Origin of the sequence: Sulfurivermis fontis (genome assembly GCF_004001245.1) — a bacterium.
GTDB lineage: Bacteria > Pseudomonadota > Gammaproteobacteria > Thiohalomonadales > Thiohalomonadaceae > Sulfurivermis > Sulfurivermis fontis.
This window is the reverse complement of the sequence record NZ_AP018724.1, coordinates 612,501-639,240: the sequence shown is the minus strand read 5'-3', so window position 1 is coordinate 639,240 and position 26,740 is coordinate 612,501. Positions and strand designations below refer to the sequence as shown.

The following is a 26,740-nucleotide window of genomic DNA, read 5'->3' as shown; positions in this document are numbered from 1 at the left end:
CCCATTACTTCTGGTTACGACGACGCACGATCATGTTGTCGGTGCGTCTGTTATTGCGGGTCTTGTAACCCTTGGTCGGCACACCCCAGGGGGTGGTCGGATGCTTGCCGAAGGTACGGCCCTCACCACCACCATGCGGATGGTCAACCGGGTTCATCGCCGTACCACGAACGGTCGGACGGATGCCGATCCAGCGCTTGGCGCCGGCCTTACCAAACTTCTTCAGGTTATGCTCACTGTTACCGACCTCGCCGATGACGGCGCGGCACTCGGCATGCACCTTGCGCATTTCACCGGAACGGAGACGCAAGGTGGCATAGCCGCCCTCGCGCGCTACCAGCTGCGCCGAGGCACCGGCGGAACGAGCCAGCTGGGCGCCCTTGCCAACCTTGAGCTCGACACAATGCACGGTGGAACCCACCGGAATGTTGCGCAGAGGCAGGCAGTTGCCAGCCTTGATGGGGGCGGCGGGACCGGACAGGATCTCGTCACCGGCAGCGATGCCGCGCGGCGCGATGATGTAACGGCGCTCACCATCCACGTACTTAATCAGCGCGATGTGCGAGGTACGGTTCGGGTCGTATTCCAGACGCTCGACGATACCGGGGATACCGTCCTTGTTGCGCTTGAAATCGATGACGCGGTAGTGTTGCTTGTGACCGCCACCCTGATGCCGCATGGTGATACGGCCCGCGTGGTTACGGCCACCCTGCTTGGTCTTCTTCTCCAGCAACGGCGCGTGGGGCGCACCCTTGTGCAGATCGGGGTTCACCACCTTGACGACAAAGCGGCGTCCGGGGGAGGTCGGTTTGAGTTTAACAATAGCCATTTTCGACGTCCTTCAAACGTTATTCCCCACCCATGAAGGAGATCTCTTGACCTTCCTTCAGGGTGACGTACGCCTTTTTCCAGTCGCTGCGCTGGCCGAAACGCTGGCCGAAACGCTTGACCTTGCCCTTGACAGTGCTGACGCGTACAGCATCGACGCTGACGTTGAACAGCTGCTCAACAGCCGCCTTGATCTCCGGCTTGCTGGCATCGGTCATAACACGGAACACATACTGGTTGTTGGCATCAGCGATAACGCTGCTCTTCTCCGACAGATGCGGAGCCAGCAACACCTTCAACAAACGTTCCTGATTCATGCCAGCATCTCCTCTACCTGCTTCAGTGCCGGTACGGTGATCAGCACCTTCTCGAAGCCCACCAGACTGACCGGATCGACATGACGAGCCATGCACACCTCGACATCGTGCAGGTTGCGGGCAGACAGGTACAGGTTGTCACCCAGCTCATCGGTCACGATCAGCGCGTTATTGATCCCCATGGTCTTCAGCTTTTCCACCAGTTGCTTGGTCTTCGGGGCTTCCACCTCGAACTTGTCGACCACGACCAGACGCTCCTGGCGCACCAGCTCGGACATGATCGAGCGCAGCGCGGCACGGTACATCTTCTTGTTTACCTTCTGGCTGAAGTCGCGGGGCTTGGCCGCGAAAATCTTGCCACCACCGCGCCACAGCGGGCTGGAGCTCATACCGGAGCGGGCACGACCGGTGCCCTTCTGGCGCCACGGCTTGGCCGTGGTATGGCTGACCTCGGCGCGGGTCTTCTGTGCCTTGGTACCGGCACGACCACCGGCCATATAGGCGGTAACAACTTGGTGTACCAGGGCTTCGTTGAAATCTTCACCGAACATCAGGTCGGAAACCTCGACAGTCTTCGTAGAGGCGCGGCCGGTCGGCGTAGTCAGTTTAATTTCCATCGTCTCCCCCCCCTCAGGCCTTCACACTGGCGCGCACGATAACGTCGCCGCCGCGCGGGCCCGGCACGGCACCTTTCACCAGGAGCAGATTGCGCTCGGCATCGACGCGCACAACCTCAAGGTTCTGCACGGTGCAACGCGCGTTACCCATGTGACCGGTCATCTTCTTGCCCTTGAACACACGACCCGGGGTTTGATTCTGGCCGGTAGAACCGGGGACACGGTGGGAACGGGAGTTACCGTGGGTGGCATCCTGGGTACGGAAGTTGTGACGCTTGACGGTACCGGCATAGCCCTTACCGATGGAGGTACCGCTGACATCTACGTTCTGGCCGGCAGCGAAGATGTCGACCTTGATCTCGCTGCCCGGAGCCAGTTCGGCGCCCTCGCCCTCGGCGAGACGGAACTCGGACAGGGTACGGCCAGCCTCGACACCGGCAGCAGCGAAATGACCGGCCATCGGCTTGGTCACGCGCACAGCGCGGCGTGAACCAGTGGTGACCTGCACCGCACGATAGCCGTCGGTTTCCAAGGTCTTGATCTGGGTGACGCGATTGGGTTCGACCTCAATCACGGTGACCGGGATGCTGACGCCGTCTTCAGTAAAGACACGGGTCATACCGGCCTTGCGTCCGATAACACCTATAGCCATTGTTATAACCTCAATCTGTGCCGATTACGATTGACCGGCACCTGTTTCAATTAACGGTGGCCGGCAATCCACCGGCCCACCGCATTAGCTCAGTTTGATCTGCACATCCACACCGGCAGCGAGATCCAGCTTCATCAGGGCATCGACCGTCTTGTCGGTCGGGTCGACGATCTCCATCATCCGCTTGTGGGTGCGCAGCTCATACTGATCGCGCGCATCCTTGTTGACGTGCGGAGAAACCAGCACCGTGAAGCGCTCCTGCTTGGTCGGCAGGGGAATCGGGCCCTTGACCTGGGCACCGGTGCGCTTGGCGGTATCGACGATCTCCTTCGCCGACTGATCGATCAGGCGATGGTCGAAAGCCTTGAGACGGATACGAATCTTCTGGTTTGCCATATCTGTTACTCGATGATCTTGGCTACCACGCCGGCGCCGACGGTACGGCCACCCTCGCGGATTGCAAAGCGCAGACCTTCTTCCATTGCGATGGGAGAAATCAGCGATACCTTCATGTTCACGTTGTCACCCGGCATCACCATCTCCACACCTTCCGGCAGATCCACCGCGCCGGTCACGTCCGTGGTACGGAAGTAGAACTGCGGACGGTAGCCGTTGAAGAACGGGGTGTGACGGCCGCCCTCGTCCTTCGACAGTACGTACACTTCGGCGTCGAACTTGGTGTGCGGCTTGATGCTGCCCGGCTTGCACAGCACCTGGCCACGCTCCACTTCGTCTCGCTTGGTGCCGCGCAGCAGCACACCGACGTTGTCGCCCGCCTGACCCTGGTCCAGCAGCTTGCGGAACATTTCCACGCCCGTAACCGTGGTCTTGCTGGTCGGACGAATACCGACGATTTCCACTTCCTCGCCTACCTTGATCACGCCGCGCTCGATACGCCCGGTCACCACCGTGCCGCGACCGGAGATCGAGAACACGTCTTCGATCGGCATCAGGAAGGCGCCGTCAATGGCGCGCTCCGGCTCAGGAATGTAGGTGTCCAGCGCGTTGACCAGCTTCTCGATCGCCGGCACGCCGATCTCGGAGGTGTCGCCTTCCAACGCCTTCAACGCGGAACCCACGATGATCGGGGTGTCATCACCCGGGAAGTCGTAGGAGGACAGCAGATCGCGCACCTCCATCTCGACCAGTTCCAGCAGCTCGGGGTCGTCCACCATGTCGGCCTTGTTCATGAACACGACGATATACGGTACGCCTACCTGGCGCGCCAGCAGGATGTGCTCACGGGTCTGCGGCATCGGACCGTCTGCCGCCGACACCACCAGGATCGCGCCGTCCATCTGCGCCGCACCGGTAATCATGTTCTTCACGTAGTCGGCATGCCCCGGGCAGTCCACGTGAGCGTAGTGGCGGGTCTCCGACTCGTATTCCACGTGCGCCGTGGAGATGGTGATGCCGCGCGCCTTCTCTTCCGGCGCCGCGTCGATCTGGTCGTAGGCCTTCGCCTCGCCGCCGAACTTCTTCGCCTGCACCACCGTCAGGGCCGCAGTCAGCGTCGTCTTGCCATGGTCCACGTGACCAATCGTACCGACGTTTACGTGCGGCTTCTTACGCTCGAATTTTTCCTTGGACACGGTCGTTACCCTCTAATAGCTGAATACTGGTTTGTTTGGTTCGTCAGGCGGATTTCTTGATGACTGCCTCAGCCACATTGGCCGGAGCATCCTGGTACTTCTTGAACTCCATGGAATAGGTGGCGCGCCCCTGGGTTTGCGAACGCAACGAGGTCGAGTAACCGAACATCTCGGACAGAGGCACCTCGGCACGCAGCACCTTTACCCCGGCATTGTCCTCCATACCCAGAATCATGCCGCGACGGCGGTTCAGGTCGCCCATGACGTCGCCCATGTACTCTTCCGGTGTCTCCACCTCGACCGCCATGATGGGTTCCAACAGGATCGCTCCGGCTTTCAGTGCGCCCTCCTTGAAGGCCATGGAGCCGGCGATCTTGAACGCCATTTCATTGGAGTCCACGTCATGGTAGGAACCATCGAACAGGGTGACCTTGACATCGACCACCGGGAAACCGGCGATCACGCCATTCTTCATCTGCTCCTGGATGCCCTTGTCAACGGCCGGGATATATTCCTTGGGGACCACGCCACCGACGATGGCGTTGACGAATTCGTAACCCTTGCCGGGTTCCTGCGGCTCCAGCTTGAGCCACACATGCCCATACTGACCACGACCGCCGGACTGACGCACGAACTTGCCTTCCTGCTCCACCGTCTTGCGGATGGTTTCGCGGTAGGCCACCTGCGGCGCGCCGATATTGGCCTCGACCTTGAACTCACGCTTCATGCGGTCGACGATGATTTCCAGATGCAACTCACCCATTCCGGAAATGATGGTCTGGCCGGACTCTTCGTCAGTACGCACACGGAAGGACGGGTCTTCCTGTGCCAGCTTATTCAGCGCCAGCCCCATCTTTTCCTGATCGCTCTTGGTCTTCGGTTCCACGGCAATGGAAATCACCGGCTCCGGGAACTCCATCTTTTCCAGAACGACCGGCTTGTCGATCGCCGAAAGTGTCGTGCCGGTAATGACATCCTTCAGGCCTACGCAGGCGGCGATATCGCCGGCACGCACTTCCTTCAGTTCATCACGCTGGTTGGCGTGCATCTGCAGGATACGGCCGATACGCTCCTTGCCGCCGTTCTGCGAGTTGTACACGCTGTCGCCGGAGGCCAGCACACCGGAATACACGCGCACGAAGGTCAGCGTTCCGACGAACGGGTCGGTCATGATCTTGAACGCCAGGGCGGCAAACGGCTCTTCGTCGCTGGACATGCGCACGATGGGCTCACCGGTGTTGGCATCAACGCCCTTGATGGCAGGCACTTCCGGCGGCGACGGCAGGAACTCGATCACGGCGTCGAGCATGGCCTGCACGCCCTTGTTCTTGAAAGCAGAGCCGCACAGCATCGGGACAATTTCCAGATTGATGGTGCGCTTGCGCAGCGCCTTCTTGATCTCCTCTTCGGAAAGATCGCCTTCCTCGAGGTACTTCTCCATCAAGTCTTCATCGGCCTCGGCTGCCGCCTCGACCATCTTCTCGCGCCATTCGGCGGCAGTTGCATGCAGTTCGCTCGGAATGTCCGCATACTCGAAGGTCGTGCCCTGATCGGCCTCATTCCACACGATAGCCTTCATCTTGATCAGGTCGACGACACCCTTGAAGTCTTCTTCGGCACCGATGGGGATCTGGATCGGTACGGGGTTGGCACGCAGGCGCTCTTTCATCTGGCGCACGACCTTGAAGAAGTCGGCACCGGCACGATCCATCTTGTTGACGAAGGCGATACGCGGCACATGGTACTTGGTGGCCTGGCGCCATACGGTCTCGGACTGCGGCTGCACGCCACCGACGGCACAGTACAGCATGCAGGCGCCATCCAGTACACGCATGGAACGCTCCACCTCGATGGTGAAGTCCACGTGCCCCGGGGTGTCGATGATGTTGATGCGATGCTCGGGGAACTGCTGTGACATGCCCTTCCAGAAGCAGGTGGTCGCCGCGGAGGTGATGGTGATACCACGCTCCTGCTCCTGCTCCATCCAGTCCATCGTCGCGGCGCCATCGTGCACCTCGCCAATCTTGTGGCTGACGCCGGTGTAGAAAAGCACGCGCTCAGTGGTAGTGGTCTTACCGGCGTCGATGTGCGCGGAAATACCGATGTTGCGGTAACGCTCGATGGGGGTGGTACGGGCCACAGCTAATTCCTCTTCTACTTACCAGCGATAGTGGGCAAAGGCCTTGTTGGCCTCGGCCATGCGATGCGTGTCTTCACGCTTCTTCACGGCGGTGCCCTTCTGCTCGTAGGCGTCCATGATCTCGCCAGCCAGACGCAGGCCCATGGATTTCTCGCCGCGCTTACGGGCGGCATCCACCAACCAGCGCATAGCCAGGGCCATACCACGGTCATTGCGCACTTCGACGGGCACCTGGTAGGTCGCACCACCGACGCGACGTGACTTCACTTCCACCATCGGGCGGATATTGCCCAGCGCCTTTTCGAAGATGGCAAGGGGTTCGCCCTTGCTCTTCTCGGCGACGCGATCCAGCGCGCCGTAGACAATCTTCTCGGCGACGGCCTTCTTGCCGCTCAGCATGAGGATATTGATAAAGCGGGACAGCATCTTGTTACCGTACTTCGGATCCGGCAACACGTCGCGCTTGGTGGCACTCGTTCTTCTGGACATACCCGTAATTCCTTAAGCGATTAGGACTTCGGACGCTTGGCGCCGTACTTGGAACGACCCTGCTTGCGATCCTTGACGCCGGAGGTGTCGAGGGTGCCGCGTACGGTGTGGTAACGCACACCCGGTAGGTCCTTCACACGACCGCCACGAATCAGGACCACGGAGTGCTCCTGAAGGTTGTGGCCTTCACCACCGATGTAAGTGGTCACTTCGTAACCGTTGGTGAGGCGCACACGTGCGACCTTACGCAAGGCCGAGTTCGGCTTCTTCGGGGTGGTGGTGTACACACGGGTGCACACACCGCGCTTCTGGGGACAACTTTCCAGCGCGGGAACCTTGCTCTTCTCTACCGGGCGTACGCGCGGCTTGCGTACCAATTGGTTAATCGTCGCCATTTGTCTCTTCGACTCCAGCCAAAATAAGCAACAGGCCGGCAAAACACCGGCCTGTAAAAAAGAAGCGGGATTCTAAGAAGCCGGGGCCGCTATGTCAATAGCCACCCCAGGCTGTCGGTCCTACCCGCCCAGTCTATTTACTCGCTGCCACCGGTTTCGGCCGGCGCCGGGGCGGCGGCCTCCTCCATCATCAGCTCCTCGCCGGCGGTGATATGACGCTTGCGCCGGCGCTCGTTGTGGTAAGCCAGACCGGTACCCGCCGGAATCAGGCGTCCCACGATGACGTTTTCCTTCAGGCCGCGCAGCTCGTCCACCTTGCCGGTGACCGCCGCGTCGGTGAGGACGCGGGTAGTCTCCTGGAAGGAAGCGGCGGAGATGAAGGATTCGGTGGACAGCGAGGCCTTGGTGATGCCCAGCAACTCGCGTTCGTAGGTCGCCGGCATTTTACCCGCCGCCTGCACCACCTCGTTTTCCTCTTGTACCCGGGCCAGTTCGAGCTGCTCACCCTGCAGGAACTTGGTATCGCCGCTTTCCTTGATGGTGACCTTACGCAGCATCTGCCGGACGATGACCTCGATGTGCTTGTCGTTGATCTTCACGCCTTGCAGACGGTAGACGTCCTGCACTTCATTGACGATATAGTTAGCGAGCGCTTCCACACCCTGCAGGCGCAAAATATCGTGGGGAGTCGGCTCGCCTTCGACGATAACCTCACCTTTCTCCACGTGCTCACCCTCGAACACGGTGACGTGGCGCCATTTGGGAATCAGCTCCTCATGCGGCTCGCCGCCGTCGGTCGGGGTAATGATCAGGCGCTGCTTGCCCTTGGTCTCCTTGCCGAAGCTGAGGGTACCGGAGATTTCCGCCAGGATGGCCGGCTCCTTGGGCTTGCGCGCCTCGAACAGGTCCGCCACGCGGGGCAGACCGCCGGTGATATCACGGGTCTTGGACGATTCCTGCGGGATACGGGCTACGACGTCACCCACACCTACCTCGGCACCGTCCGCCAGGTTGACGATGGCACCGGCGGGCAGGAAGTAGTTGGCCGGCAGCTCGGTGCCCGGGATGAACACATCGTTGCCCTTTTCGTCGACCAGCTTGACCATCGGACGCAGATCCTTGCCGGTGGCGCCGCGCTGCTTCGGGTCGGTGACCACCAGGCTGGACAGGCCGGTCACCTCGTCGGTCTGACGGTTGATGGTGACGCCGTCGACGAAGTCGATGAAGCGCACGCGCCCGGCAATTTCCGTAATAACCGGATGGGTATGCGGATCCCAAGTGGCCACCACCTGGCCCCCCTTGACCGCATCGCCGTCGTTGACGCTGATTACGGCGCCGTAGGGCACCTTGTAACGCTCGCGCTCGCGGCCGTTCTCGTCCAGCACGGTCAGCTCGCCGGAACGTGACACCGCCACGCGGTTGCCGGAGGCGTGCTCGACCAGCTTGATGTTGTGCAGGCGCACCGCGCCATTGTTCTTAACGGCAATGTTATTGACCGCTGCGGAACGGGATGCCGCACCACCGATGTGGAAGGTGCGCATGGTGAGCTGGGTACCCGGCTCACCGATGGACTGGGCGGCGATGACGCCCACTGCCTCGCCGACATTGACGCGATGACCGCGGGCCAAATCGCGGCCATAGCAAGCCGAGCACACACCATAGCGGCTTTCACAGGTAATGGGTGAGCGCACGTACAAGTGATCGACGGACAGCTCTTCCAGGCGAGCCACCCACTTTTCGTCCAACAAGGTGCCACGCGGAATGGCGACCTCATCGCTACCCGGCAGGAACACGTCTTCGGCGGTGACACGGCCCAGTACGCGCTCGCGCAGCGGCTCGACCACATCGCCGCCCTCGATGAGCGATTGCATGGTAATGCCCTGAGTGGTGCCGCAATCCTCTTCGGTGACCACCAGATCCTGCGCCACGTCGACCAGGCGACGGGTCAGATAACCGGAGTTGGCGGTCTTCAGCGCGGTATCGGCCAGGCCTTTACGGGCACCGTGAGTGGAGATGAAGTACTGCAACACCGACAGGCCTTCACGGAAGTTCGCCGTGATCGGGGTCTCGATGATGGAACCGTCCGGCTTGGCCATCAGGCCACGCATGCCGGCCAGCTGACGGATCTGGGCCGCGCTACCACGGGCGCCGGAGTCGGCCATCATGAACACGGAGTTGAAAGACGGCTGACGCACCGTTTCACCCTTGGCGTTCACCACATCTTCCGAACCCAGCTTGTCCATCATCGCCTTGGCAACCTGGTCATTGGTGCGGGACCAGATGTCGACCACTTTATTGTAACGCTCACCGTTGGTGACCAGACCGGAGATGTACTGGTTCTCGATCTCCTTCACCTCGGCATCGGCGCGGGCCAGAATCTCGGCCTTCTCGTCCGGAATGACCATGTCTTCCAGACCGAAAGACACGCCGGCGCGGGTAGCGTAGCGGAAACCGGTGTACATCAGGTGGTCGGCGAAGATCACCGTGTCCTTCAAGCCGAGGCGGCGGTAGCAGGTATTGATCAACTGCGAAATCGCCTTCTTGACCAGCGGGCGGTTGACCAACTCGAAGGGCAGGCCATCGGGCACGATGTCGAACAACAGGGCACGGCCGACAGTGGTGTCCTTCAGGCTCACCTTTTCCTGGCGCTCACCCTTTTCATCGAACGACACCTCACGGATACGCACCTTGATACGAGCCTGCAGCTCAACGTTGCCGGTCTGATAGGCGCGCAACACCTCGGCGGTGTCGGCGAACACCATGCCTTCACCCTTACCGTTGACGCGATCGCGGGTCATGTAATACAGCCCCAGCACCACATCCTGCGACGGCACGATGATCGGGTCACCGTTGGCGGGCGACAGGATATTGTTGGTGGACATCATCAACGCACGCGCCTCCAGCTGGGCCTCCAGCGATAGCGGCACGTGCACGGCCATCTGATCACCGTCGAAGTCGGCGTTGAAGGCGGCGCAGACCAGCGGATGCAGCTGGATAGCCTTGCCCTCGATCAGCACCGGCTCGAAGGCCTGGATACCGAGACGGTGCAGGGTCGGCGCACGGTTCAGCAACACGGGATGCTCGCGGATCACCTCTGCGAGAATATCCCACACCTCAGGACCTTCGCGCTCGACCATCTTCTTGGCCGCCTTGATGGTAGTGGCCAGGCCGCGGCGCTCCAGCTTGGAGAAGATGAAGGGCTTGAACAGCTCCAGCGCCATCTTCTTGGGCAGACCACACTGGTGCAGGCGCAGGGTCGGACCGACCACGATAACGGAACGGCCGGAGTAGTCGACACGCTTGCCGAGCAGGTTCTGACGGAAGCGGCCCTGCTTACCCTTGATCATGTCGGCCAGGGACTTCAGCGGGCGTTTGTTCGAGCCGGTGATGGCGCGGCCACGGCGGCCGTTGTCCATCAGGGCGTCCACCGCTTCCTGCAGCATGCGCTTTTCGTTGCGCACGATGATGTCCGGCGCCGCCAGGTCCAGCAGGCGCTTGAGACGATTGTTGCGATTGATGACACGACGGTACAGGTCATTCAGATCGGAGGTGGCGAAGCGGCCGCCTTCCAGTGGCACCAGCGGACGCAGCTCCGGCGGCAGCACCGGCAACACAGTCATCACCATCCACTCCGGCTTGTTGCCGGACTCGATGAAGGCCTCGATCAACTTCAGGCGCTTGGTGTACTTCTTCAGCTTGGTCTCGGAGTTGGTGTTGGGCAGTTCCTCACGTATCTTGGTGGCCTCGGCCTGCAGGTCCATGCTGCGCAGCAACTCATAGATCGCCTCGGCCCCCATGCGTGCGTCGAACTCGTCACCGTATTCCTCGATGGCATCCAGATAAGCCTCGTCGGACAACAGCTGGCCGCGCTCGAGCTGGGTCATGCCCGGATCGATGACCACGAAACCCTCAAAATACAACACGCGCTCGATGTCGCGCAGGGTCATGTCGAGCAGCAGACCCATGCGGGACGGCAGGCTCTTCAGGAACCAGATGTGGGCAGTGGGACTGGCCAGTTCGATGTGGCCCATACGCTCGCGGCGCACCTTGGCCAGGGTCACTTCCACACCACACTTCTCGCAAATCACGCCGCGGTGCTTGAGACGCTTGTACTTGCCGCACAGGCACTCGTAATCCTTCACCGGGCCAAATATTTTGGCGCAGAACAGGCCATCACGCTCCGGCTTGAAGGTGCGGTAGTTGATGGTCTCCGGCTTCTTCACTTCGCCGTAGGACCAGGAACGGATCTTGTCCGGCGACGCCAGTCCGATGCGGATGGCGTCAAAGTCTTCAATCGGGCCTTGCTGCTTCAGAAGATTCAGAAGGTCTTTCACCGTGTCTCTCCTCAGTTGTCCGTCGCTTGCCGTTCGCTACAGGCGCCCGGGTAAACCGGGCGCCGCTCGCGTCGGACTAATCTTGTTCCAGCTCGATGTCGATACCCAGGGCGCGAATTTCCTTGATCAACACGTTGAAGGATTCCGGCATGCCGGCCTCCATACGGTGATCGCCGTCCACGATGTTCTTGTACATCTTGGTGCGACCATTCACGTCGTCGGACTTCACCGTCAACATTTCCTGCAGGGTATAGGCAGCGCCATACGCTTCCAGCGCCCACACTTCCATCTCACCGAAACGCTGACCACCGAATTGCGCCTTGCCGCCCAGCGGCTGCTGGGTAACCAGGCTGTACGGGCCGGTGGAGCGCGCGTGCATCTTGTCATCCACCAGGTGGTTCAGCTTCAGCATGTACATGTAGCCCACAGTGACCTTGCGGTCGAAGGCATCGCCGGTACGGCCGTCGTACAGCGTGGTCTGGCCGGACTCGGGCAGACCGGCCAGACGCAGCATCTGGCGGATCTCCTCCTCGTGCACGCCGTCGAATACCGGCGTCGCCATCGGCACACCCTCTTTCAGGTTCATACACAGGGCAATGATTTCCTCATCCGACAAGCTATCGAGATCTTCTTTCTTGCCACTGGTGTTGTAGATCTGATCGAGCAGCTTACGCAGCTCGTCGACCTTGGCCTTGGCCTCGATCATGCGGCCAATCTTCAGCCCCAGGCCGCGGGCAGCCCAACCGAGATGGGTTTCCAGCACCTGACCGACGTTCATACGCGACGGTACGCCGAGCGGGTTCAATACGATATCTACCGGGGTGCCGTCGGCACTGTAGGGCATGTCTTCCACCGGAACGATCATGGAGATAACACCCTTGTTACCGTGGCGACCGGCCATCTTGTCGCCCGGCTGGATGCGACGCTTGACGGCGAGGTACACCTTCACCATCTTCAGCACGCCCGGCGCCAGGTCATCGCCCTGGGTCAGCTTGCGCTTCTTGTCCTCGTACTGCTCCTCGAAGCTCTTGCGCAGCTGCTTGATCTGCTCGGCCACCAGTTCCAACTGGGCGTTGGCATCTTCCGCCTTGAGGCGGATCTCGAACCACTTTTCGGTCGGCAGTTCGGCGAGATAGGTCTTGGTGATCTTGTCGCCGGCCTTCAGCTTGTTGGGGCCGCCGGCGGCGACCTTGCCTAGCAGCATCTTTTCCACACGCTGGAAGATATCGTCTTCCATGATGCGGCGCTGATCCATCAAGTCCTTGCGCACCTGGGCCAGGCCTTCTTCCTCGATGGCCTTGGCACGGCTGTCCTTCTCCAAACCGTCGCGGGTAAAGACCTGGACATCGATGACGGTGCCGTTCATACCCGAGGGCACGCGCAGTGAGGTGTCCTTCACGTCCGAGGCCTTCTCACCGAAGATGGCACGCAGCAGCTTCTCTTCCGGGGTGAGCTGGGTTTCGCCCTTCGGCGTGACCTTACCCACCAGGATGTCGCCGGAGGTGACTTCGGCACCGATGTAGACGATACCGGCCTCGTCGAGACGGGCCAGGGCGCTTTCACCGACGTTGGGAATATCGGCGGTGATTTCCTCGGGTCCGAGCTTGGTGTCACGAGCCACGCAGGTCAGCTCTTCGATATGGATGGTGGTATAGCGGTCTTCTTCCACTACACGCTCGGACACCAGAATGGAGTCCTCGAAGTTGTAACCATTCCACGGCATGAAGGCGACCAGCATATTCTGCCCCAGCGCCAGCTCACCGAGGTCGGTGGCAGAGCCGTCGGCCAGCACGTCACCGCGCGCAATCACGTCACCGGTGTTGACCAGCGGGCGCTGATTGACACAGGTGTTCTGATTGGAACGGGTGTACTTGGTCAGGTTGTAGATGTCCACGCCCGACTCGCCGGCCTCGGTCTCGTTGTCGTTGACACGCACCACGATACGACTGGCATCGACGGAATCGACCACGCCACCGCGACGTGCCACCACGGCAGTACCGGAGTCGATAGCCACGGTACGCTCCATGCCGGTACCTACCAGTGGCTTCTGCGGACGCAGGGTCGGCACAGCCTGGCGCTGCATGTTGGAGCCCATCAGTGCGCGGTTGGCGTCGTCATGCTCCAGGAACGGAATCAGCGAGGCCGCCACGGAGACGATCTGCTTGGGCGAGATATCCATGTAGTTCACCTTGTCGCGCGGCGCCAGGGTGAATTCATTCATATGACGGCAGGACACCAGGTCGTCCACCAGGTTGCCCTTGGCATCGACCTTGGCATTGGCCTGGGCGATGACGTACTCGCCCTCGTCGATAGCCGACAGATATTCGTATTCATCGGTAACCTTGCCGTCCACCACCTTACGGTAAGGGGTTTCCAGGAAGCCATACTCGTTGGGACGCGAGAACACGGCCAGCGAGTTGATCAAACCGATGTTCGGACCTTCCGGCGTCTCGATGGGGCAGAGGCGGCCGTAATGGGTCGGATGCACATCGCGCACCTCGAATCCGGCACGCTCGCGGGTCAGGCCGCCGGGGCCCAACGCAGAGATGCGGCGCTTGTGGGTGATCTCGGACAGCGGATTGTTCTGATCCATGAACTGCGACAGCTGGGAAGAACCGAAGAACTCCTTGATCGCCGCCGACACCGGCTTGGCATTGATCAGCTCCTGCGGCATCAGCCCCTCGGATTCAGCCAGCGACAGGCGCTCCTTCACGGCACGCTCCACACGCACCAGGCCAATGCGGAACTGGTTTTCCGCCATTTCGCCCACGGAACGGATGCGGCGGTTGCCGAGGTGATCGATATCGTCCACCACGCCATTGCCGTTACGGATATCGATCAGCACCTTGAGGACATCGATAATGTCTTCCTTGGTGAGTACACCGGGGCCTTCCACTTCCTTGCGACCGACGCGGCGGTTGAACTTCATGCGGCCGACTGCAGACAGATCGTAGCGGTCCTCGCTGAAGAACAGCCCCTGGAACAGATTTTCCGCCGCTTCCTTGGTGGGTGGCTCGCCCGGACGCATCATGCGGTAAATTTCGACCAGCGCCTCCAGCGGAGTGCGGGTCGGGTCGATGCGCAGGGTGCTGGAAATAAATGGACCATGATCCAGGTCATTGGTGAAGATGGTCCGGAAGGTGGTGATGCCGGCCTGACGCATCTTCTCCAACAGGTCCAGCGTCAATTCATCGTTGGCTTGGGCCACAACTTCACCGGTCAGAGTGTCGATGACGTCATGCGCCAAAGCCTTGCCAACGGCAAACTCGAAGGGGACATCGAGGGTTTTCACCTCGGCCTTGGCCATTTCACGCGTATGGCGCGCGGTGATGCGGCGACCGGCCTCGACCAACACCTTTCCCTTGATGGTAATGTCGAAATCGACGGTTTCGCCACGCAGGCGCTCCGGCACCAGTTCGACGGTCAGGCCGTCCTTGCCGAAGGTAAAGGTGTCGGTTTCGAAGAACATACCGAGGATGTCTTCGTTGGTATAACCCAAGGCGCGCAGCAGAATGGTCGCCGGCAACTTGCGGCGACGATCGATACGCACGAACACGCTGTCCTTGGGGTCGAACTCGAAGTCCAGCCAGGAGCCGCGGTAGGGAATCACGCGGGCTGAAAACAGCAGCTTGCCGGAAGAGTGGGTCTTGCCCTTATCGTGCTCGAAGAACACACCGGGAGAACGGTGCAATTGCGACACGATGACACGCTCGGTACCGTTGATGACGAAGGTGCCGTTCTCGGTCATAAGCGGCAGTTCGCCCATGTAGACTTCCTGCTCCTTGATGTCCTTCACCGGCTTGGTGCCGGCCGGGGCATCCTTGTCGTAGATCACCAAGCGGACCTTGACGCGCAGGGGAGCGGCGTAGGTCATGCCACGCAACTGGCATTCCTTGACGTCGAATACGGGGGTACCAAGGCGGTAACTGACATATTCCAGCGCGGCATTTCCCGAGTAACTGGTGATCGGGAACACCGAACGGAACGCGGCATGCAGGCCCTGTTCCCGCAGGTTCTCCGGCGCGACATCCGGCTGCAGAAAATTACGATACGATTCCAGCTGAATGGCCAGAAGGTACGGGATATCCAGGATGCTGGGACGTTTGCCGAAATCCTTGCGGATGCGTTTCTTCTCAGTGAATGAGTAGGCCATCAGAGTTCCTCAGCTTCGCTCATGTAGGTCCAACAACCGCGCCGGATAAGATCCTTGCAGGCATCGCGGTCACCGGTGGTGTTCGCTTCCGCTGCCCAGCGGAAAAAGGCCGGTGGCATATCAGCCACCAGCCGGTATTACGTCAAATAAACAGCGCCATCCCTGGCGTTACGAATGAACCCATCAGGTTCCCCGTTGCTAGTCCGATGATGTCGGTCACTCCCGACGCACGTAGTCCGCAATGGACTTCGCTTACTTCAGCTCGACCTTGGCGCCGGCTTCTTCCAGCTGCTTCTTGATGTCCTCGGCTTCGGCCTTGGAAGCGCCTTCCTTCACGGTGGAGGGCACGCCTTCGACCATGTCCTTGGCTTCCTTCAGACCCAGGCCGGTGATGGCGCGAACGGCCTTGATCACGTTGACCTTGTTGTCGCCGAAGCTGGTCATGATGACGTTGAACTCGGTCTGCTCCTCGGCGGCTGCAGCACCACCGGCAGCGGCAGGGCCTGCGGCCACGGCGACGGCAGCGGTAACACCGAACTTCTCTTCCATCGCCTCGATGAGGTCAACGACCTCCATCACGGTCATGTTGGCGACGGCTTCCAGGATGTCTTCTTTGGTAACGGCCATGATACTAACCTCTGTAATTTCTGTTCCCAGCTGCATTCACGCAGCGGATTGAATGGTTTCCGGTTGCGTACTCAGGCAGCAGCACCGGCCTTCTGATCGCGCACGGCGGCCAGGGTCGCGGCGAGCTTGCCGACGGGGGCCTTCATCACCGCCATCAGCTGGCTGATAGCCTGCGGCTTGTTCGGGATACGAGCCAGGCGCGCCAGTTCGGCAGCCGGCAACAGCTTGCCGCCGATGGATACAGCCTTGACCACCAACTTGTCGTTGCCTTTGACGAACTCGCTGATCACACGACCAGCACCGCCCGGATCCTCCTGCGAAAACGCCACCATCAGAGGACCGGTCAGGGTCTCCTGCAGGCAGGCGAATTCGGTGCCTTCTACGGCACGACGGGCCAGCGTGTTCTTGACCACGCGCACATACACACCTTCCTTGCGCGCCTTGGAGCGCAGGTCGGTCATCTGGGCGGCGGTCAGACCGGCATATTCCGCCACGACGACGGAATGGGCCTTGCCAGCGACTTCGGCGACTTCGGCAACGATGGTCTTCTTTTGTTCAAGATTGAGAGCCACGCGAAATCACCTCTTCTCGTTACATAACGTGTACGGGTGGGGACCGACGACATCCCGCACCACGCACCACCCTTGATGGAACCGGCAGACTGCTCCGGTTCCGCCTCACGGTGGCCCTCACAGGGGAAACCTGACAGGGTGACACCGTCTACGCAGGTGCCTCAACCAGGCATTAAGCTCGTGCGCCTGCGGTCTTCGACGTGCACCGGCACCAACGCCGGCGGTCAAAAGTTTTTACAGCCGTTACCGCATCAGGCCAAGGTGGTCTGATCCAGCACGATACCCGGGCCCATGGTGGTGGACACGGTGATCTTCTTCATGTAATTGCCCTTGGCGGTGCTGGGCTTGGCCTTCTGCAGATCGGCCAGCAGTGCCTGGAGGTTTTCCTTCAGGGCGCTGGGGGCGAAACCCACCTTGCCGATGGAGCAGTGGATGATACCGGCCTTGTCGGTACGGTAGCGCACCTGACCGGCCTTGGCGTTCTTCACCGCCTCGGCGACGTTCGGGGTCACGGTACCGACCTTGGGGTTCGGCATCAGACCGCGCGGACCGAGGATCTGACCCAGCTGGCCGACGACACGCATGGCGTCGGGGGAAGCGATGACCACATCGAAATCCATCTTGCCGGCCTTCACTTCGGCGGCCAAGTCATCCATGCCAACCACATCGGCACCGGCGGCCTTGGCGGCCTCGGCATTGGCCCCCTGGGTGAACACGGCGACACGCACGCTCTTGCCGGTGCCGTGGGGCAGCACGGTAGAACCACGCACGACCTGGTCGGACTTGCGCGGGTCGACGCCGAGGTTCACGGCCACATCAATAGACTCGACGAACTTGGCCTTGGGCAGTTCGTTGAGCAGGGAAAACGCCTCTTCGGCGGCATAGAGTTTGCCGGGCTGCAGCTTCTCACGCACAGCCTTCATACGCTTGGTCAGTTTGGCCATGGCTTATACCCCTTCCGTCTCGATGCCCATGCTGCGTGCACTACCGGCGATGGTACGCACGGCGGCGTCCATGTCAGCGGCGGTCAGATCGGCCATCTTGGTCTTGGCGATTTCTTCCAGTTGGGCGCGGGTCACCTTGCCCACCTTGTCACGATTCGGCACCTTGGAACCGGACTGGATACCGGCAGCCTTCTTCAGCAGGATGGAAGCCGGCGGGGTCTTGGTGACGAAGGTGAAACTGCGGTCGCTGTAGACCGTAATCACCACGGGAATCGGCAAGCCCGGCTCGATACCCTGGGTCTGGGCATTGAACGCCTTACAGAACTCCATGATATTCACGCCACGCTGACCGAGAGCGGGACCGACCGGGGGACTGGGGTTGGCCTGGCCAGCCTTTACCTGCAGCTTGATATAAGCGTCAATTTTCTTAGCCATGAGCTACTCCTAGGTGGGTACAAGCGCCTTGCGGCTCCCCTGTTACAAAATGCAAAAGCGGAGCAGACCGCTCTTGCTCGTCAAGCTTTTTCGATCTGGCTGAACTCCAGGTCCACCGGAGTGGAACGACCAAAAATCAGCACGGCAACGCGCAGGCGGTTCTTGTCGTAATCGACCTCTTCCACCACGCCATTGAAATCGTTGAACGGGCCATCGATGATGCGCACCACTTCACCCGGCTCGAACAGCACCTTCGGCCGCGGCTTTTCGGTGCCTTCCTGCACGCGGTCGAGAATGGCCTGTGCCTCCTTTTCGGTGATCGGTGCCGGGCGGTCGGCGGTACCACCGATGAACCCCATCACGCGCGGCACGTCCTTGACCAAATGCCAAGTCTCATCCGTCATTTCCATTTGGACCAGTACATAGCCAGGGAAGAACTTGCGATCACTCTTGCGCTTCTGGCCTTCGCGCATCTCGATCACTTCCTCGGTCGGCACCAGAATCTGACCGAACTTATCCTCCAGACCGGCACGCTTCACGCGCTCTTCCAGCGAGCGTTTGACCTGGTTTTCATACCCGGAATAGGCATGGACTACATACCAACGCAAAGCCATTCCTCTACTCCCTTAACCCGTCAGCGTGCGCACCATCATGGCGAGGAAGGCATCGAAGCCCCACATCAGCAGCCCCATGACCGTCACCATCGCCAGGATCACCAGGGTAGTCTGCATGGTTTCCTTGCGCGTCGGCCAGACAACCTTGCGCACTTCCATCAGCGCGCTGCGCAGGAACGCCAAAGCGTCAGCGCCGACCGCCGTCTGCGCAGCGATGGCTACAGCGACACCAACGGCGACGAGCAGCACCACCACACGCACAAACAGCATGAGGTCCGCAAAATAATAGAAGGCTGCGACGGCCCCACCGAGGACCACCGCCGCCAACAAGAGCTTGATTTTATCCGCCATTAACTGTCCACGCCGTCTGGGTAGGCCGGCACTAAATAATGGCAGGCCAGGAGGGAATCGAACCCCCAACCTGCGGTTTTGGAGACCGCCGCTCTGCCAATTGAGCTACTGGCCTGTGACTCAACAAAACAAGGAGGCAGGCACAAGGGTTAACGCCCTGCACCTGCCCGTTTACCTTGTCGCTACTTCCCTTACTCGATGATCTTGGCTACCACGCCGGCGCCGACGGTACGGCCACCCTCGCGGATTGCAAAGCGCAGACCTTCTTCCATTGCGATGGGAGAAATCAGCGATACCTTCATGTTCACGTTGTCACCCGGCATCACCATCTCCACACCTTCCGGCAGATCCACCGCGCCGGTCACGTCCGTGGTACGGAAGTAGAACTGCGGACGGTAGCCGTTGAAGAACGGGGTGTGACGGCCGCCCTCGTCCTTCGACAGTACGTACACTTCGGCGTCGAACTTGGTGTGCGGCTTGATGCTGCCCGGCTTGCACAGCACCTGGCCACGCTCCACTTCGTCTCGCTTGGTGCCGCGCAGCAGCACACCGACGTTGTCGCCCGCCTGACCCTGGTCCAGCAGCTTGCGGAACATTTCCACGCCCGTAACCGTGGTCTTGCTGGTCGGACGAATACCGACGATTTCCACTTCCTCGCCTACCTTGATCACGCCGCGCTCGATACGCCCGGTCACCACCGTGCCGCGACCGGAGATCGAGAACACGTCTTCGATCGGCATCAGGAAGGCGCCGTCAATGGCGCGCTCCGGCTCAGGAATGTAGGTGTCCAGCGCGTTGACCAGCTTCTCGATCGCCGGCACGCCGATCTCGGAGGTGTCGCCTTCCAACGCCTTCAACGCGGAACCCACGATGATCGGGGTGTCATCACCCGGGAAGTCGTAGGAGGACAGCAGATCGCGCACCTCCATCTCGACCAGTTCCAGCAGCTCGGGGTCGTCCACCATGTCGGCCTTGTTCATGAACACGACGATATACGGTACGCCTACCTGGCGCGCCAGCAGGATGTGCTCACGGGTCTGCGGCATCGGACCGTCTGCCGCCGACACCACCAGGATCGCGCCGTCCATCTGCGCCGCACCGGTAATCATGTTCTTCACGTAGTCGGCATGCCCCGGGCAGTCCACGTGAGCGTAGTGGCGGGTCTCCGACTCGTATTCCACGTGCGCCGTGGAGATGGTGATGCCGCGCGCCTTCTCTTCCGGCGCCGCGTCGATCTGGTCGTAGGCCTTCGCCTCGCCGCCGAACTTCTTCGCCTGCACCACCGTCAGGGCCGCAGTCAGCGTCGTCTTGCCATGGTCCACGTGACCAATCGTACCGACGTTTACGTGCGGCTTCTTACGCTCGAATTTTTCCTTGGACATCGGACAAACTCCTCACGTTGGAACACATTAATGAAACTAAATTTGGAGCCCATACCCAGATTTGAACTGGGGACCTCTCCCTTACCAAGGGAGTGCTCTACCACTGAGCTATATGGGCCTGAAATCTGCTCAGCCAGCTTATTGGAGCGGGTGATGGGAATCGAACCCACGCCATCAGCTTGGAAGGCTGAGGTTCTACCATTGAACTACACCCGCATTGCCTGGCAAGGCCTTCAGCCCAGCCTAACGGCCACAACCAAAGAAGCTCTGAATCAAAAGTTCGAAGCTTCCGCGGCACATGAGGTGCCGTGGTCTGTAAAGTCCGGGATGGACTTATTCAGACCCTCTTTAACTCTGTTTGGTGGAGGGGGAAGGATTCGAACCTTCGAAGGCGGAGCCGTCAGATTTACAGTCTGATCCCTTTGGCCACTCGGGAACCCCTCCGGAAAACGAGCCCGCTATTCTGATTGAGGCGCGGGTTTCTGTCAACAGCAATCCCCTCACGACGGCATGAATATCCACCGCCGAAACAAACCGGGGGACGGATCCACCGTCCGTCCCCCGTATGTATGGAGCTGGCGAGAGGATTTGAACCCCCGACCGGCTGATTACAAATCAGCTGCTCTACCAACTGAGCTACGCCAGCTACGTCACCTGCTGCGACAAGCGGCGTATTCTAGGTAAAGCCCGCTGGGAAGGCAATTCAGCGACAGTTTTCGGCTGCAACCATGCGCAAGTCCTTGGGCAGCATCCCGCGCCAAACCTCCGCGCTGCCGTCTGCCGGCCAGTCGAACTCCAGCCACCAGCGCTTCACCGGCAAGGCGATCTCCTCGATGCGCGGCTTCAGCTTCACGGCACGGATCTGTTGCACACGCCGCTGCGCCGAATCCTTGGCCGAATAGACACCGAGTGAAACGGCATTGGCATTCTCACCAGTGCGGATCAGGTAAAAATCCTTCACACCGGCCCGTTCCAGGCGCTGCAATATCGGCGCCGCCGCGGTCGGTGATGCCACCGGCGGCAACATCACCCAATATCGCTTGGTTTCACCGGTCTCTTCCCCTTGGCGCTTGACCATAGCACCGCCCTGCGCCAATGCCTGCCCTGCCCGCGTTGCCTCGTTCTTGGAATCGAGCCCCACGAGACGCAGGCAGGTAAAGAGCGAACTTGGAGGATTTTCTGATGCGGGCTCCGGCGTCACATCAACCGCAACAGCAGCGGCCTCTGGTTCAACGGTCTCGACAGGCTCCGCAATGGGTGGAGATGCGGGGGGTGCATCGGCAGCCTTGCCACGGAGAGGAAGGGGCTTATCCAACTCCTGTAACAACACCAGACCAGGGCCGGAGCGGGGGGGAGGCGCCGGAAACATGGCCAATTCAGCACTGCTGTCGGGACGCATCCAATTCCAGCCGAGCAGAGCAAGATTGATCACCAGCAATCCTGCGAACAACCACTTCATGGACTATAACGCCCCTCTTCTTCCCGCAACAACACTGCCATACCGGACAAAACCAGTTCCTGGCTCACATGCACAGGCATCGGTAACAAGGGCTGCAGCCAACTCGCATCACCGCCTGTCAAAACGCACACCGGGGATATACCGTGCCTGTTCCGGACCAGTGACATGGCCTGCATCACCATTCCCGCTGCAGCCTGTGCCGTCCCCGTCGCCGCCGCCTCCATCGAATCATGGCCAAAGTCATCTTCCACCCCTGAGCGAGCAATACCTTCGGCAAATACCGCGGTCCCCTGCTCCAACTGTTGCCGCATCAAACCCACACCCGGAGCGATCCAGCCGCCAAGATGCTGCCCTGTGACGCTGAGCATATCGACGGTCAACGCCGTACCGCACCCAACTACACAGAGGGGTTGCCCGCTGGCCTCTGGCAACTGCCGCGCGCCAATCATGCTTAGCCACCGATCCACCCCCAACTGCGCGGGAAGACGATAGCCATTGCGGATACCACACGCCTCCATCGCCGCAACAAGGTACTCCGGCCGCACCCCCCAATGCTCAAGGCACCACGCGGTCAGGACTGCGCGAAGCGACTCGCCCGCCACACATGCCGCCACCACCCGCTGTGGCGAAGGCAGGTCATGCCATAGATCAGACAATAGCAACGCCACATCCCGGCCCCGATGCGTAACCGGGGTCTCTGCCGAGCGCCTCCCGTGAGCGAGGCGCGCCCATTTGATGCGCGTGTTGCCAATATCCAACAAGAGGATCATGCCGACGCATCCTGCAAACGAACCGAGACCTCACCAAAAGTGTGGCGTTGCAGTTTCCCGGATACCTCCACCAGCAGCGAGCCATCCGGGGCGATGCCGCGGCCGATACCATTTACCTCGCCATCGGGCTGCAACAGACGAAGCGGCTTGCCATAAAGCCAATCTACCTCACGCCACTCTTGCTCAAATAAGGCCAAGCCATGGCACTTAAACTCGGCCATCACCTCCAGCAAGTGGTGCAGCATTCGGCCAGCCAGTTGATTGCGTGACAGGCCGGGGCGGATACTGGCCAAGTCGGTCCATGGCTGATCGATCATTTCCCCCTCCATCCGGGGCATGGCAACATTGAGTCCAATGCCGACGACCACCGAGCACGGCCCAGCAGACTCGCCGGCAATTTCCAGCAAAATGCCCCCCAGCTTGCGTTCCTGCCAATAAATATCGTTCGGCCATTTAACGCCGACACCCTTGACGTCCATCTCGTGCAGAGTCCGCACCACGGCAATTGCAACCGCCAGACTCAAGCCGGCCAAACGACCCATACCTTCGTCAAAACGACAGCGCAATGACAGGTAAAGATTGCTCCCGAAAGGTGAGCACCAGCGTCGGCCCCGACGCCCCCGACCAGCAGTCTGGTGTTCGGCAACACAAGCCGTCGTTCCCCCCTCCTCTCCCTGCCGCATCAGCCAGGCATTGGTGGAATCGACAGTAGGTAAAAGCGTAAGCGAATGCAGTGCGCTGCGTGTGGCTGACGACATTGCACCAACGATGGCATTGGTGTCCAACAATTCGAAACCGTTGACAAGGCTATAGCCACGCCCGCTCACCGCATGCATGTCGATACCGTATGCGCGCAGTCCCTGCAAAGCCTTCCACACCGCAGCCCGTGTCACCCCGGCATGACACGCCATCTGCTCGCCAGAGTGAAACCGTCCGTCAGCAAGCAACTGCAACAGGGTGTACTGCAACGGTGTCATGCGTCAAAGATAACTGCCCCGGGGATATCTATTGAATGCGTACAGCCAAGACATCGCACGGCGCACCATGCAAAACTGCATTCGCAGTGGAGCCCAGCAACAAGGCGACGCCATGCCGGCCATGGCTGCCGACTACGATCAGATCGGCTTGCCGCTCACGTGCGCAGCGGAGAATCTCGTTCTTCGTCGAACCGATCACCACGTGACAGCGCTCAGGCACTACTGCCAAACGGTCCCCCAGTCGAACCAATTCCTTGCGGGCCTTGTCTGCCGCTTCCTGCTCCAGACCAAGGGGAACTGCGGGAAATACATCATAAGATGGGTCGATGACGACCGGCTCGATTACATGCACCAGGGAAAGTTCGGCAGCGCAAAACTGGCGCAGCGTCACTGTCCGTTGTACCAGCATCTCGGTCGCATTGGAAAAATCCACCGCCAGCAGAATATGCTTATAGGCCCCCATATACCCCTCCTCCATACCGGCAGAGCAAGGTTACACGATAACGCGGGCACTTCGGCAGCACAAATGAAAAACCCCCTGCAGGTAATTGCAGGGGGTTTTTGGAATTAAAGCCTGGCAGTGACCTACTTTCACATGGGGAAACCCCACACTATCATCGGCGCTGAGTGGTTTCACTTCCGAGTTCGGAAAGGGATCGGGTGGTTCCCACTCGCTATTGCCGCCAGGCAAACTTGTTATTGAAGCCGCGCACGCGCCACTTCAATGAATCCGGTAGTCGTATCAAAACACTTGGGGCAAATGTCGCACCCAAAATACTTGGGTGTTATATGGTCAAGCCTCACGGTCAATTAGTACTGGTTAGCTGCACGCATTGCTGCGCTTCCACATCCAGCCTATCAACGTCGTAGTCTTCGACGAACCTTCAGGGACCTTAAAGGTCCAGAGAGATCTAATCTTGAGGGAGGCTTCCCGCTTAGATGCTTTCAGCGGTTATCCCTTCCGTACATAGCTACCCGGCTGTGCCATTGGCATGACAACCGGAACACCAGAGGTACGTCCACTCCGGTCCTCTCGTACTAGGAGCAGCTCCTCTCAAATCTCTAACGCCCACGGCAGATAGGGACCGAACTGTCTCACGACGTTCTAAACCCAGCTCGCGTACCACTTTAAATGGCGAACAGCCATACCCTTGGGACCGGCTACAGCCCCAGGATGTGATGAGCCGACATCGAGGTGCCAAACACCGCCGTCGATATGAACTCTTGGGCGGTATCAGCCTGTTATCCCCGGAGTACCTTTTATCCGTTGAGCGATGGCCCTTCCATACAGAACCACCGGATCACTAAGACCTGCTTTCGCACCTGCTCGACGTGTCTGTCTCGCAGTTAAGCACCCTTATGCCTTTGCACTCATTGCGCGATGTCCGACCGCGCTGAGGGTACCTTCGTGCTCCTCCGTTACTCTTTGGGAGGAGACCGCCCCAGTCAAACTGCCCACCATGCACTGTCTCCGATCCGGATTACGGACCCAGGTTAGAACCTCGAACAGGTCAGGCTGGTATTTCAAGGCCGGCTCCACCAGGACTGGCGTCCTGGCTTCAAAGCCTCCCAGCTATCCTACACAAACATGTTCAAAGTTCAGTGCAAAGCTACAGTAAAGGTTCACGGGGTCTTTCCGTCTAGCCGCGGGAAAACGGCATCTTCACCGCTATTTCAATTTCACTGAGTCTCGGGTGGAGACAGCGCCGCCATCGTTATGCCATTCGTGCAGGTCGGAACTTACCCGACAAGGAATTTCGCTACCTTAGGACCGTTATAGTTACGGCCGCCGTTTACCGGGGCTTCGATCAAGAGCTTCGCTTTCGCTAACCCCATCAATTAACCTTCCGGCACCGGGCAGGCATCACACCCTATACGTCCACTTTCGTGTTTGCAGAGTGCTGTGTTTTTAATAAACAGTCGCAGCGGCCTGGTCACTGCAACCCTCTTCTGCTCCAGCCGCAGGGCTTTCACATACAAAGGGCACACCTTCTCCCGAAGTTACGGTGCTATTTTGCCTAGTTCCTTCACCCGAGTTCTCTCAAGCGCCTTGGGATACTCACCCTGCCCACCTGTGTCGGTTTCGAGTACGGTCTTGCGTTACCTGAAGCTTAGAGGATTTTCCTGGAAGCATGGTATCAATCACTTCGCTGCCGTAGCAGCTCGTCATCACACCTCAGGATTGTGCTCCCGGATTTGCCTAAGAGCACTCCCTACATGCTTAAACCGGGACTACCAACACCCGGCTGACCTAACCTTCTCCGTCCCCCCATCGCAGTAACGCGAGGTACAGGAATATTAACCTGTTTCCCATCGACTACACTTTTCAGTCTCGCCTTAGGGGCCGACTAACCCTGCGCCGATTAACGTTGCGCAGGAAACCTTGGGCTTTCGGCGTGCGGGTTTTTCACCCGCATTATCGTTACTCATGTCAGCATTCGCACTTCCGATACCTCCAGCATGCCTTACGACACACCTTCGCAGGCGTACGGAACGCTCCCCTACCGCGTATGCTTAACGCATACACCCGCAGCTTCGGTACACAACTTGAGCCCCGTTAAATCTTCCGCGCGGGCCGACTCGACCAGTGAGCTATTACGCTTTCTTTAAAGGATGGCTGCTTCTAAGCCAACCTCCTGGCTGTCTAAGCCTTCCCACATCGTTTTCCACTAAGCTGTGATTTTGGGACCTTAGCTGGCGGTCTGGGTTGTTTCCCTCTTCACGACGGACGTTAGCACCCGCCGTGTGTCTCCCGTGATTGCACTTCCCGGTATTCGGAGTTTGCAACGGGTTGGTAAGTCTAGACGACCCCCTAGCCGTAACAGTGCTCTACCCCCGGGAGTGAGACACGAGGCGCTACCTAAATAGCTTTCGGGGAGAACCAGCTATCTCCAGCCTTGATTAGCCTTTCACCCCTATCCACAGCTCATCCCCTACCTTTTCAACGGGAGTGGGTTCGGGCCTCCAGTGGGTTTTACCCCACCTTCACCCTGGCCATGGATAGATCGACTGGTTTCGGGTCTACTCCTAGCGACTATGCGCCCTATTAAGACTCGGTTTCCCTACGGCTCCCCTATACGGTTAACCTCGCC

General features: G+C 59.8%; 22 protein-coding genes, 5 tRNA genes and 2 rRNA genes (1 of these 29 running past the window's edge). All 29 read right to left on the bottom strand.

Translation table 11 applies throughout. From position 1 onward, the window contains the following. Positions 1-4: 4 nt before the first annotated feature. Entirely contained in the window at positions 5-829 is an 825-nt protein-coding gene (gene rplB / locus EP379_RS03380; RefSeq protein ID WP_127475850.1) for a 50S ribosomal protein L2, read from the bottom strand. A gap of 19 nt (positions 830-848) precedes the next feature. Then, positions 849-1,145: a 50S ribosomal protein L23 gene (rplW, locus tag EP379_RS03375; protein ID WP_127475848.1), complete on the bottom strand. Its 297-nt coding sequence runs from the start codon at positions 1,143-1,145 to the stop codon at positions 849-851. Next, positions 1,142-1,762, bottom strand: a complete 621-nt coding sequence (gene rplD, locus EP379_RS03370) for a 50S ribosomal protein L4 (RefSeq protein WP_127475846.1) — start codon at positions 1,760-1,762, stop codon at positions 1,142-1,144. The genes rplW and rplD overlap by 4 nt, the downstream gene beginning before the upstream one ends. Positions 1,763-1,775: 13 nt before the next feature. Beyond that, the gene (rplC, locus tag EP379_RS03365; protein WP_127475844.1) at positions 1,776-2,414 is read right to left on the bottom strand and encodes a 50S ribosomal protein L3; all 639 of its coding nucleotides are present in this window, start codon (positions 2,412-2,414) and stop codon (positions 1,776-1,778) included. An 84-nt stretch (positions 2,415-2,498) separates the two neighbouring features. Continuing rightward, positions 2,499-2,810 carry a 30S ribosomal protein S10 gene (gene rpsJ, locus EP379_RS03360; RefSeq protein ID WP_127475842.1) on the bottom strand — a complete coding sequence of 104 codons (312 nt, stop codon included), beginning with the start codon at positions 2,808-2,810 and terminating at the stop codon, positions 2,499-2,501. A gap of 5 nt (positions 2,811-2,815) precedes the next feature. After that, positions 2,816-4,006, bottom strand: a complete 1,191-nt coding sequence (gene tuf / locus EP379_RS03355) for an elongation factor Tu (protein WP_127475816.1) — start codon at positions 4,004-4,006, stop codon at positions 2,816-2,818. 43 nt (positions 4,007-4,049) lie between these two features. Then, positions 4,050-6,146: an elongation factor G gene (fusA, locus tag EP379_RS03350; RefSeq protein ID WP_127475840.1), complete on the bottom strand. Its 2,097-nt coding sequence runs from the start codon at positions 6,144-6,146 to the stop codon at positions 4,050-4,052. Positions 6,147-6,164: 18 nt separating this feature from the next. Continuing rightward, positions 6,165-6,635: a 30S ribosomal protein S7 gene (gene rpsG, locus EP379_RS03345; RefSeq protein ID WP_127475838.1), complete on the bottom strand. Its 471-nt coding sequence runs from the start codon at positions 6,633-6,635 to the stop codon at positions 6,165-6,167. A 20-nt stretch (positions 6,636-6,655) separates the two neighbouring features. After that, a complete protein-coding gene (gene rpsL / locus EP379_RS03340) occupies positions 6,656-7,030 on the bottom strand; it encodes a 30S ribosomal protein S12 (RefSeq protein ID WP_127475836.1) in 375 nt (124 codons plus the stop codon). 137 nt (positions 7,031-7,167) lie between these two features. Further along, complete coding sequence (gene rpoC / locus EP379_RS03335) at positions 7,168-11,364, bottom strand: DNA-directed RNA polymerase subunit beta' (RefSeq protein ID WP_127475834.1); 4,197 nt, start codon at positions 11,362-11,364, stop codon at positions 7,168-7,170. Between the two features lie 76 nt (positions 11,365-11,440). Further along, positions 11,441-15,517, bottom strand: coding sequence for a DNA-directed RNA polymerase subunit beta (gene rpoB, locus EP379_RS03330; RefSeq protein ID WP_127475832.1), 4,077 nt, complete (start codon positions 15,515-15,517; stop codon positions 11,441-11,443). A 252-nt stretch (positions 15,518-15,769) separates the two neighbouring features. Then, complete coding sequence (gene rplL / locus EP379_RS03325) at positions 15,770-16,144, bottom strand: 50S ribosomal protein L7/L12 (RefSeq protein ID WP_127475830.1); 375 nt, start codon at positions 16,142-16,144, stop codon at positions 15,770-15,772. A gap of 71 nt (positions 16,145-16,215) precedes the next feature. Next, positions 16,216-16,716 carry a 50S ribosomal protein L10 gene (gene rplJ / locus EP379_RS03320; RefSeq protein ID WP_127475828.1) on the bottom strand — a complete coding sequence of 167 codons (501 nt, stop codon included), beginning with the start codon at positions 16,714-16,716 and terminating at the stop codon, positions 16,216-16,218. Between the two features lie 251 nt (positions 16,717-16,967). Continuing rightward, on the bottom strand, positions 16,968-17,660 hold the full coding sequence (gene rplA / locus EP379_RS03315; protein WP_127475825.1) for a 50S ribosomal protein L1: 693 nt from the start codon (positions 17,658-17,660) through the stop codon (positions 16,968-16,970). Between the two features lie 3 nt (positions 17,661-17,663). Then, positions 17,664-18,095, bottom strand: a complete 432-nt coding sequence (gene rplK / locus EP379_RS03310) for a 50S ribosomal protein L11 (protein ID WP_127475823.1) — start codon at positions 18,093-18,095, stop codon at positions 17,664-17,666. A gap of 80 nt (positions 18,096-18,175) precedes the next feature. Then, the gene (nusG, locus tag EP379_RS03305) at positions 18,176-18,709 is read right to left on the bottom strand and encodes a transcription termination/antitermination protein NusG (protein WP_127475821.1); all 534 of its coding nucleotides are present in this window, start codon (positions 18,707-18,709) and stop codon (positions 18,176-18,178) included. Positions 18,710-18,721: 12 nt separating this feature from the next. Further along, positions 18,722-19,060, bottom strand: coding sequence for a preprotein translocase subunit SecE (gene secE, locus EP379_RS03300; protein ID WP_127475819.1), 339 nt, complete (start codon positions 19,058-19,060; stop codon positions 18,722-18,724). Positions 19,061-19,099: 39 nt separating this feature from the next. Further along, positions 19,100-19,175, bottom strand: a tRNA-Trp gene (locus EP379_RS03295). Between the two features lie 76 nt (positions 19,176-19,251). Next, complete coding sequence (tuf, locus tag EP379_RS03290) at positions 19,252-20,442, bottom strand: elongation factor Tu (protein ID WP_127475816.1); 1,191 nt, start codon at positions 20,440-20,442, stop codon at positions 19,252-19,254. 43 nt (positions 20,443-20,485) lie between these two features. After that, positions 20,486-20,560, bottom strand: a tRNA-Thr gene (locus EP379_RS03285). 24 nt (positions 20,561-20,584) lie between these two features. After that, positions 20,585-20,658: transfer RNA gene (locus EP379_RS03280), tRNA-Gly, on the bottom strand. A gap of 143 nt (positions 20,659-20,801) precedes the next feature. Then, positions 20,802-20,886: transfer RNA gene (locus tag EP379_RS03275), tRNA-Tyr, on the bottom strand. A 126-nt stretch (positions 20,887-21,012) separates the two neighbouring features. Beyond that, a tRNA-Thr gene (locus tag EP379_RS03270) sits at positions 21,013-21,088 on the bottom strand. 57 nt (positions 21,089-21,145) lie between these two features. Beyond that, positions 21,146-21,901: an SPOR domain-containing protein gene (locus EP379_RS03265; protein WP_127475814.1), complete on the bottom strand. Its 756-nt coding sequence runs from the start codon at positions 21,899-21,901 to the stop codon at positions 21,146-21,148. Continuing rightward, entirely contained in the window at positions 21,898-22,671 is a 774-nt protein-coding gene (locus EP379_RS03260; protein ID WP_127475812.1) for a type III pantothenate kinase, read from the bottom strand. Before EP379_RS03260 ends, EP379_RS03265 begins: the two co-directional genes overlap by 4 nt. Beyond that, on the bottom strand, positions 22,668-23,648 hold the full coding sequence (gene birA, locus EP379_RS03255) for a bifunctional biotin--[acetyl-CoA-carboxylase] ligase/biotin operon repressor BirA (protein WP_127475809.1): 981 nt from the start codon (positions 23,646-23,648) through the stop codon (positions 22,668-22,670). Before birA ends, EP379_RS03260 begins: the two co-directional genes overlap by 4 nt. Before the next feature lie 28 nt (positions 23,649-23,676). After that, entirely contained in the window at positions 23,677-24,111 is a 435-nt protein-coding gene (locus EP379_RS03250; RefSeq protein ID WP_127475807.1) for a universal stress protein, read from the bottom strand. Positions 24,112-24,220: 109 nt separating this feature from the next. Further along, positions 24,221-24,336 (bottom strand): 5S ribosomal RNA (gene rrf, locus EP379_RS03245). Positions 24,337-24,437: 101 nt separating this feature from the next. Then, positions 24,438-26,740, bottom strand: a 23S ribosomal RNA gene (locus EP379_RS03240); it runs 584 nt beyond the window's last position.

What these genes read in the sequence shown, in the direction of transcription:
- tuf (WP_127475816.1), bottom strand. Translation starts at nt 20,442, where the DNA reads ATGTCCAAGGAAAAATTCGAGCGTAAGAAGCCGCACGTAAACGTCGGT.
- rplW (WP_127475848.1), bottom strand. Translation starts at nt 1,145, where the DNA reads ATGAATCAGGAACGTTTGTTGAAGGTGTTGCTGGCTCCGCATCTGTCG.
- rpsL (WP_127475836.1), bottom strand. Translation starts at nt 7,030, where the DNA reads ATGGCGACGATTAACCAATTGGTACGCAAGCCGCGCGTACGCCCGGTA.
- birA (WP_127475809.1), bottom strand. Translation starts at nt 23,648, where the DNA reads ATGACACCGTTGCAGTACACCCTGTTGCAGTTGCTTGCTGACGGACGG.
- rplA (WP_127475825.1), bottom strand. Translation starts at nt 17,660, where the DNA reads ATGGCCAAACTGACCAAGCGTATGAAGGCTGTGCGTGAGAAGCTGCAG.
- nusG (WP_127475821.1), bottom strand. Translation starts at nt 18,709, where the DNA reads ATGGCTTTGCGTTGGTATGTAGTCCATGCCTATTCCGGGTATGAAAAC.
- EP379_RS03260 (WP_127475812.1), bottom strand. Translation starts at nt 22,671, where the DNA reads ATGATCCTCTTGTTGGATATTGGCAACACGCGCATCAAATGGGCGCGC.
- rpoB (WP_127475832.1), bottom strand. Translation starts at nt 15,517, where the DNA reads ATGGCCTACTCATTCACTGAGAAGAAACGCATCCGCAAGGATTTCGGC.
- rplB (WP_127475850.1), bottom strand. Translation starts at nt 829, where the DNA reads ATGGCTATTGTTAAACTCAAACCGACCTCCCCCGGACGCCGCTTTGTC.
- secE (WP_127475819.1), bottom strand. Translation starts at nt 19,060, where the DNA reads ATGGCGGATAAAATCAAGCTCTTGTTGGCGGCGGTGGTCCTCGGTGGG.
- EP379_RS03265 (WP_127475814.1), bottom strand. Translation starts at nt 21,901, where the DNA reads ATGAAGTGGTTGTTCGCAGGATTGCTGGTGATCAATCTTGCTCTGCTC.
- rplC (WP_127475844.1), bottom strand. Translation starts at nt 2,414, where the DNA reads ATGGCTATAGGTGTTATCGGACGCAAGGCCGGTATGACCCGTGTCTTT.
- rplK (WP_127475823.1), bottom strand. Translation starts at nt 18,095, where the DNA reads ATGGCTAAGAAAATTGACGCTTATATCAAGCTGCAGGTAAAGGCTGGC.
- rpsJ (WP_127475842.1), bottom strand. Translation starts at nt 2,810, where the DNA reads ATGGCAAACCAGAAGATTCGTATCCGTCTCAAGGCTTTCGACCATCGC.
- rplL (WP_127475830.1), bottom strand. Translation starts at nt 16,144, where the DNA reads ATGGCCGTTACCAAAGAAGACATCCTGGAAGCCGTCGCCAACATGACC.
- rpsG (WP_127475838.1), bottom strand. Translation starts at nt 6,635, where the DNA reads ATGTCCAGAAGAACGAGTGCCACCAAGCGCGACGTGTTGCCGGATCCG.
- EP379_RS03250 (WP_127475807.1), bottom strand. Translation starts at nt 24,111, where the DNA reads ATGGGGGCCTATAAGCATATTCTGCTGGCGGTGGATTTTTCCAATGCG.
- rplD (WP_127475846.1), bottom strand. Translation starts at nt 1,762, where the DNA reads ATGGAAATTAAACTGACTACGCCGACCGGCCGCGCCTCTACGAAGACT.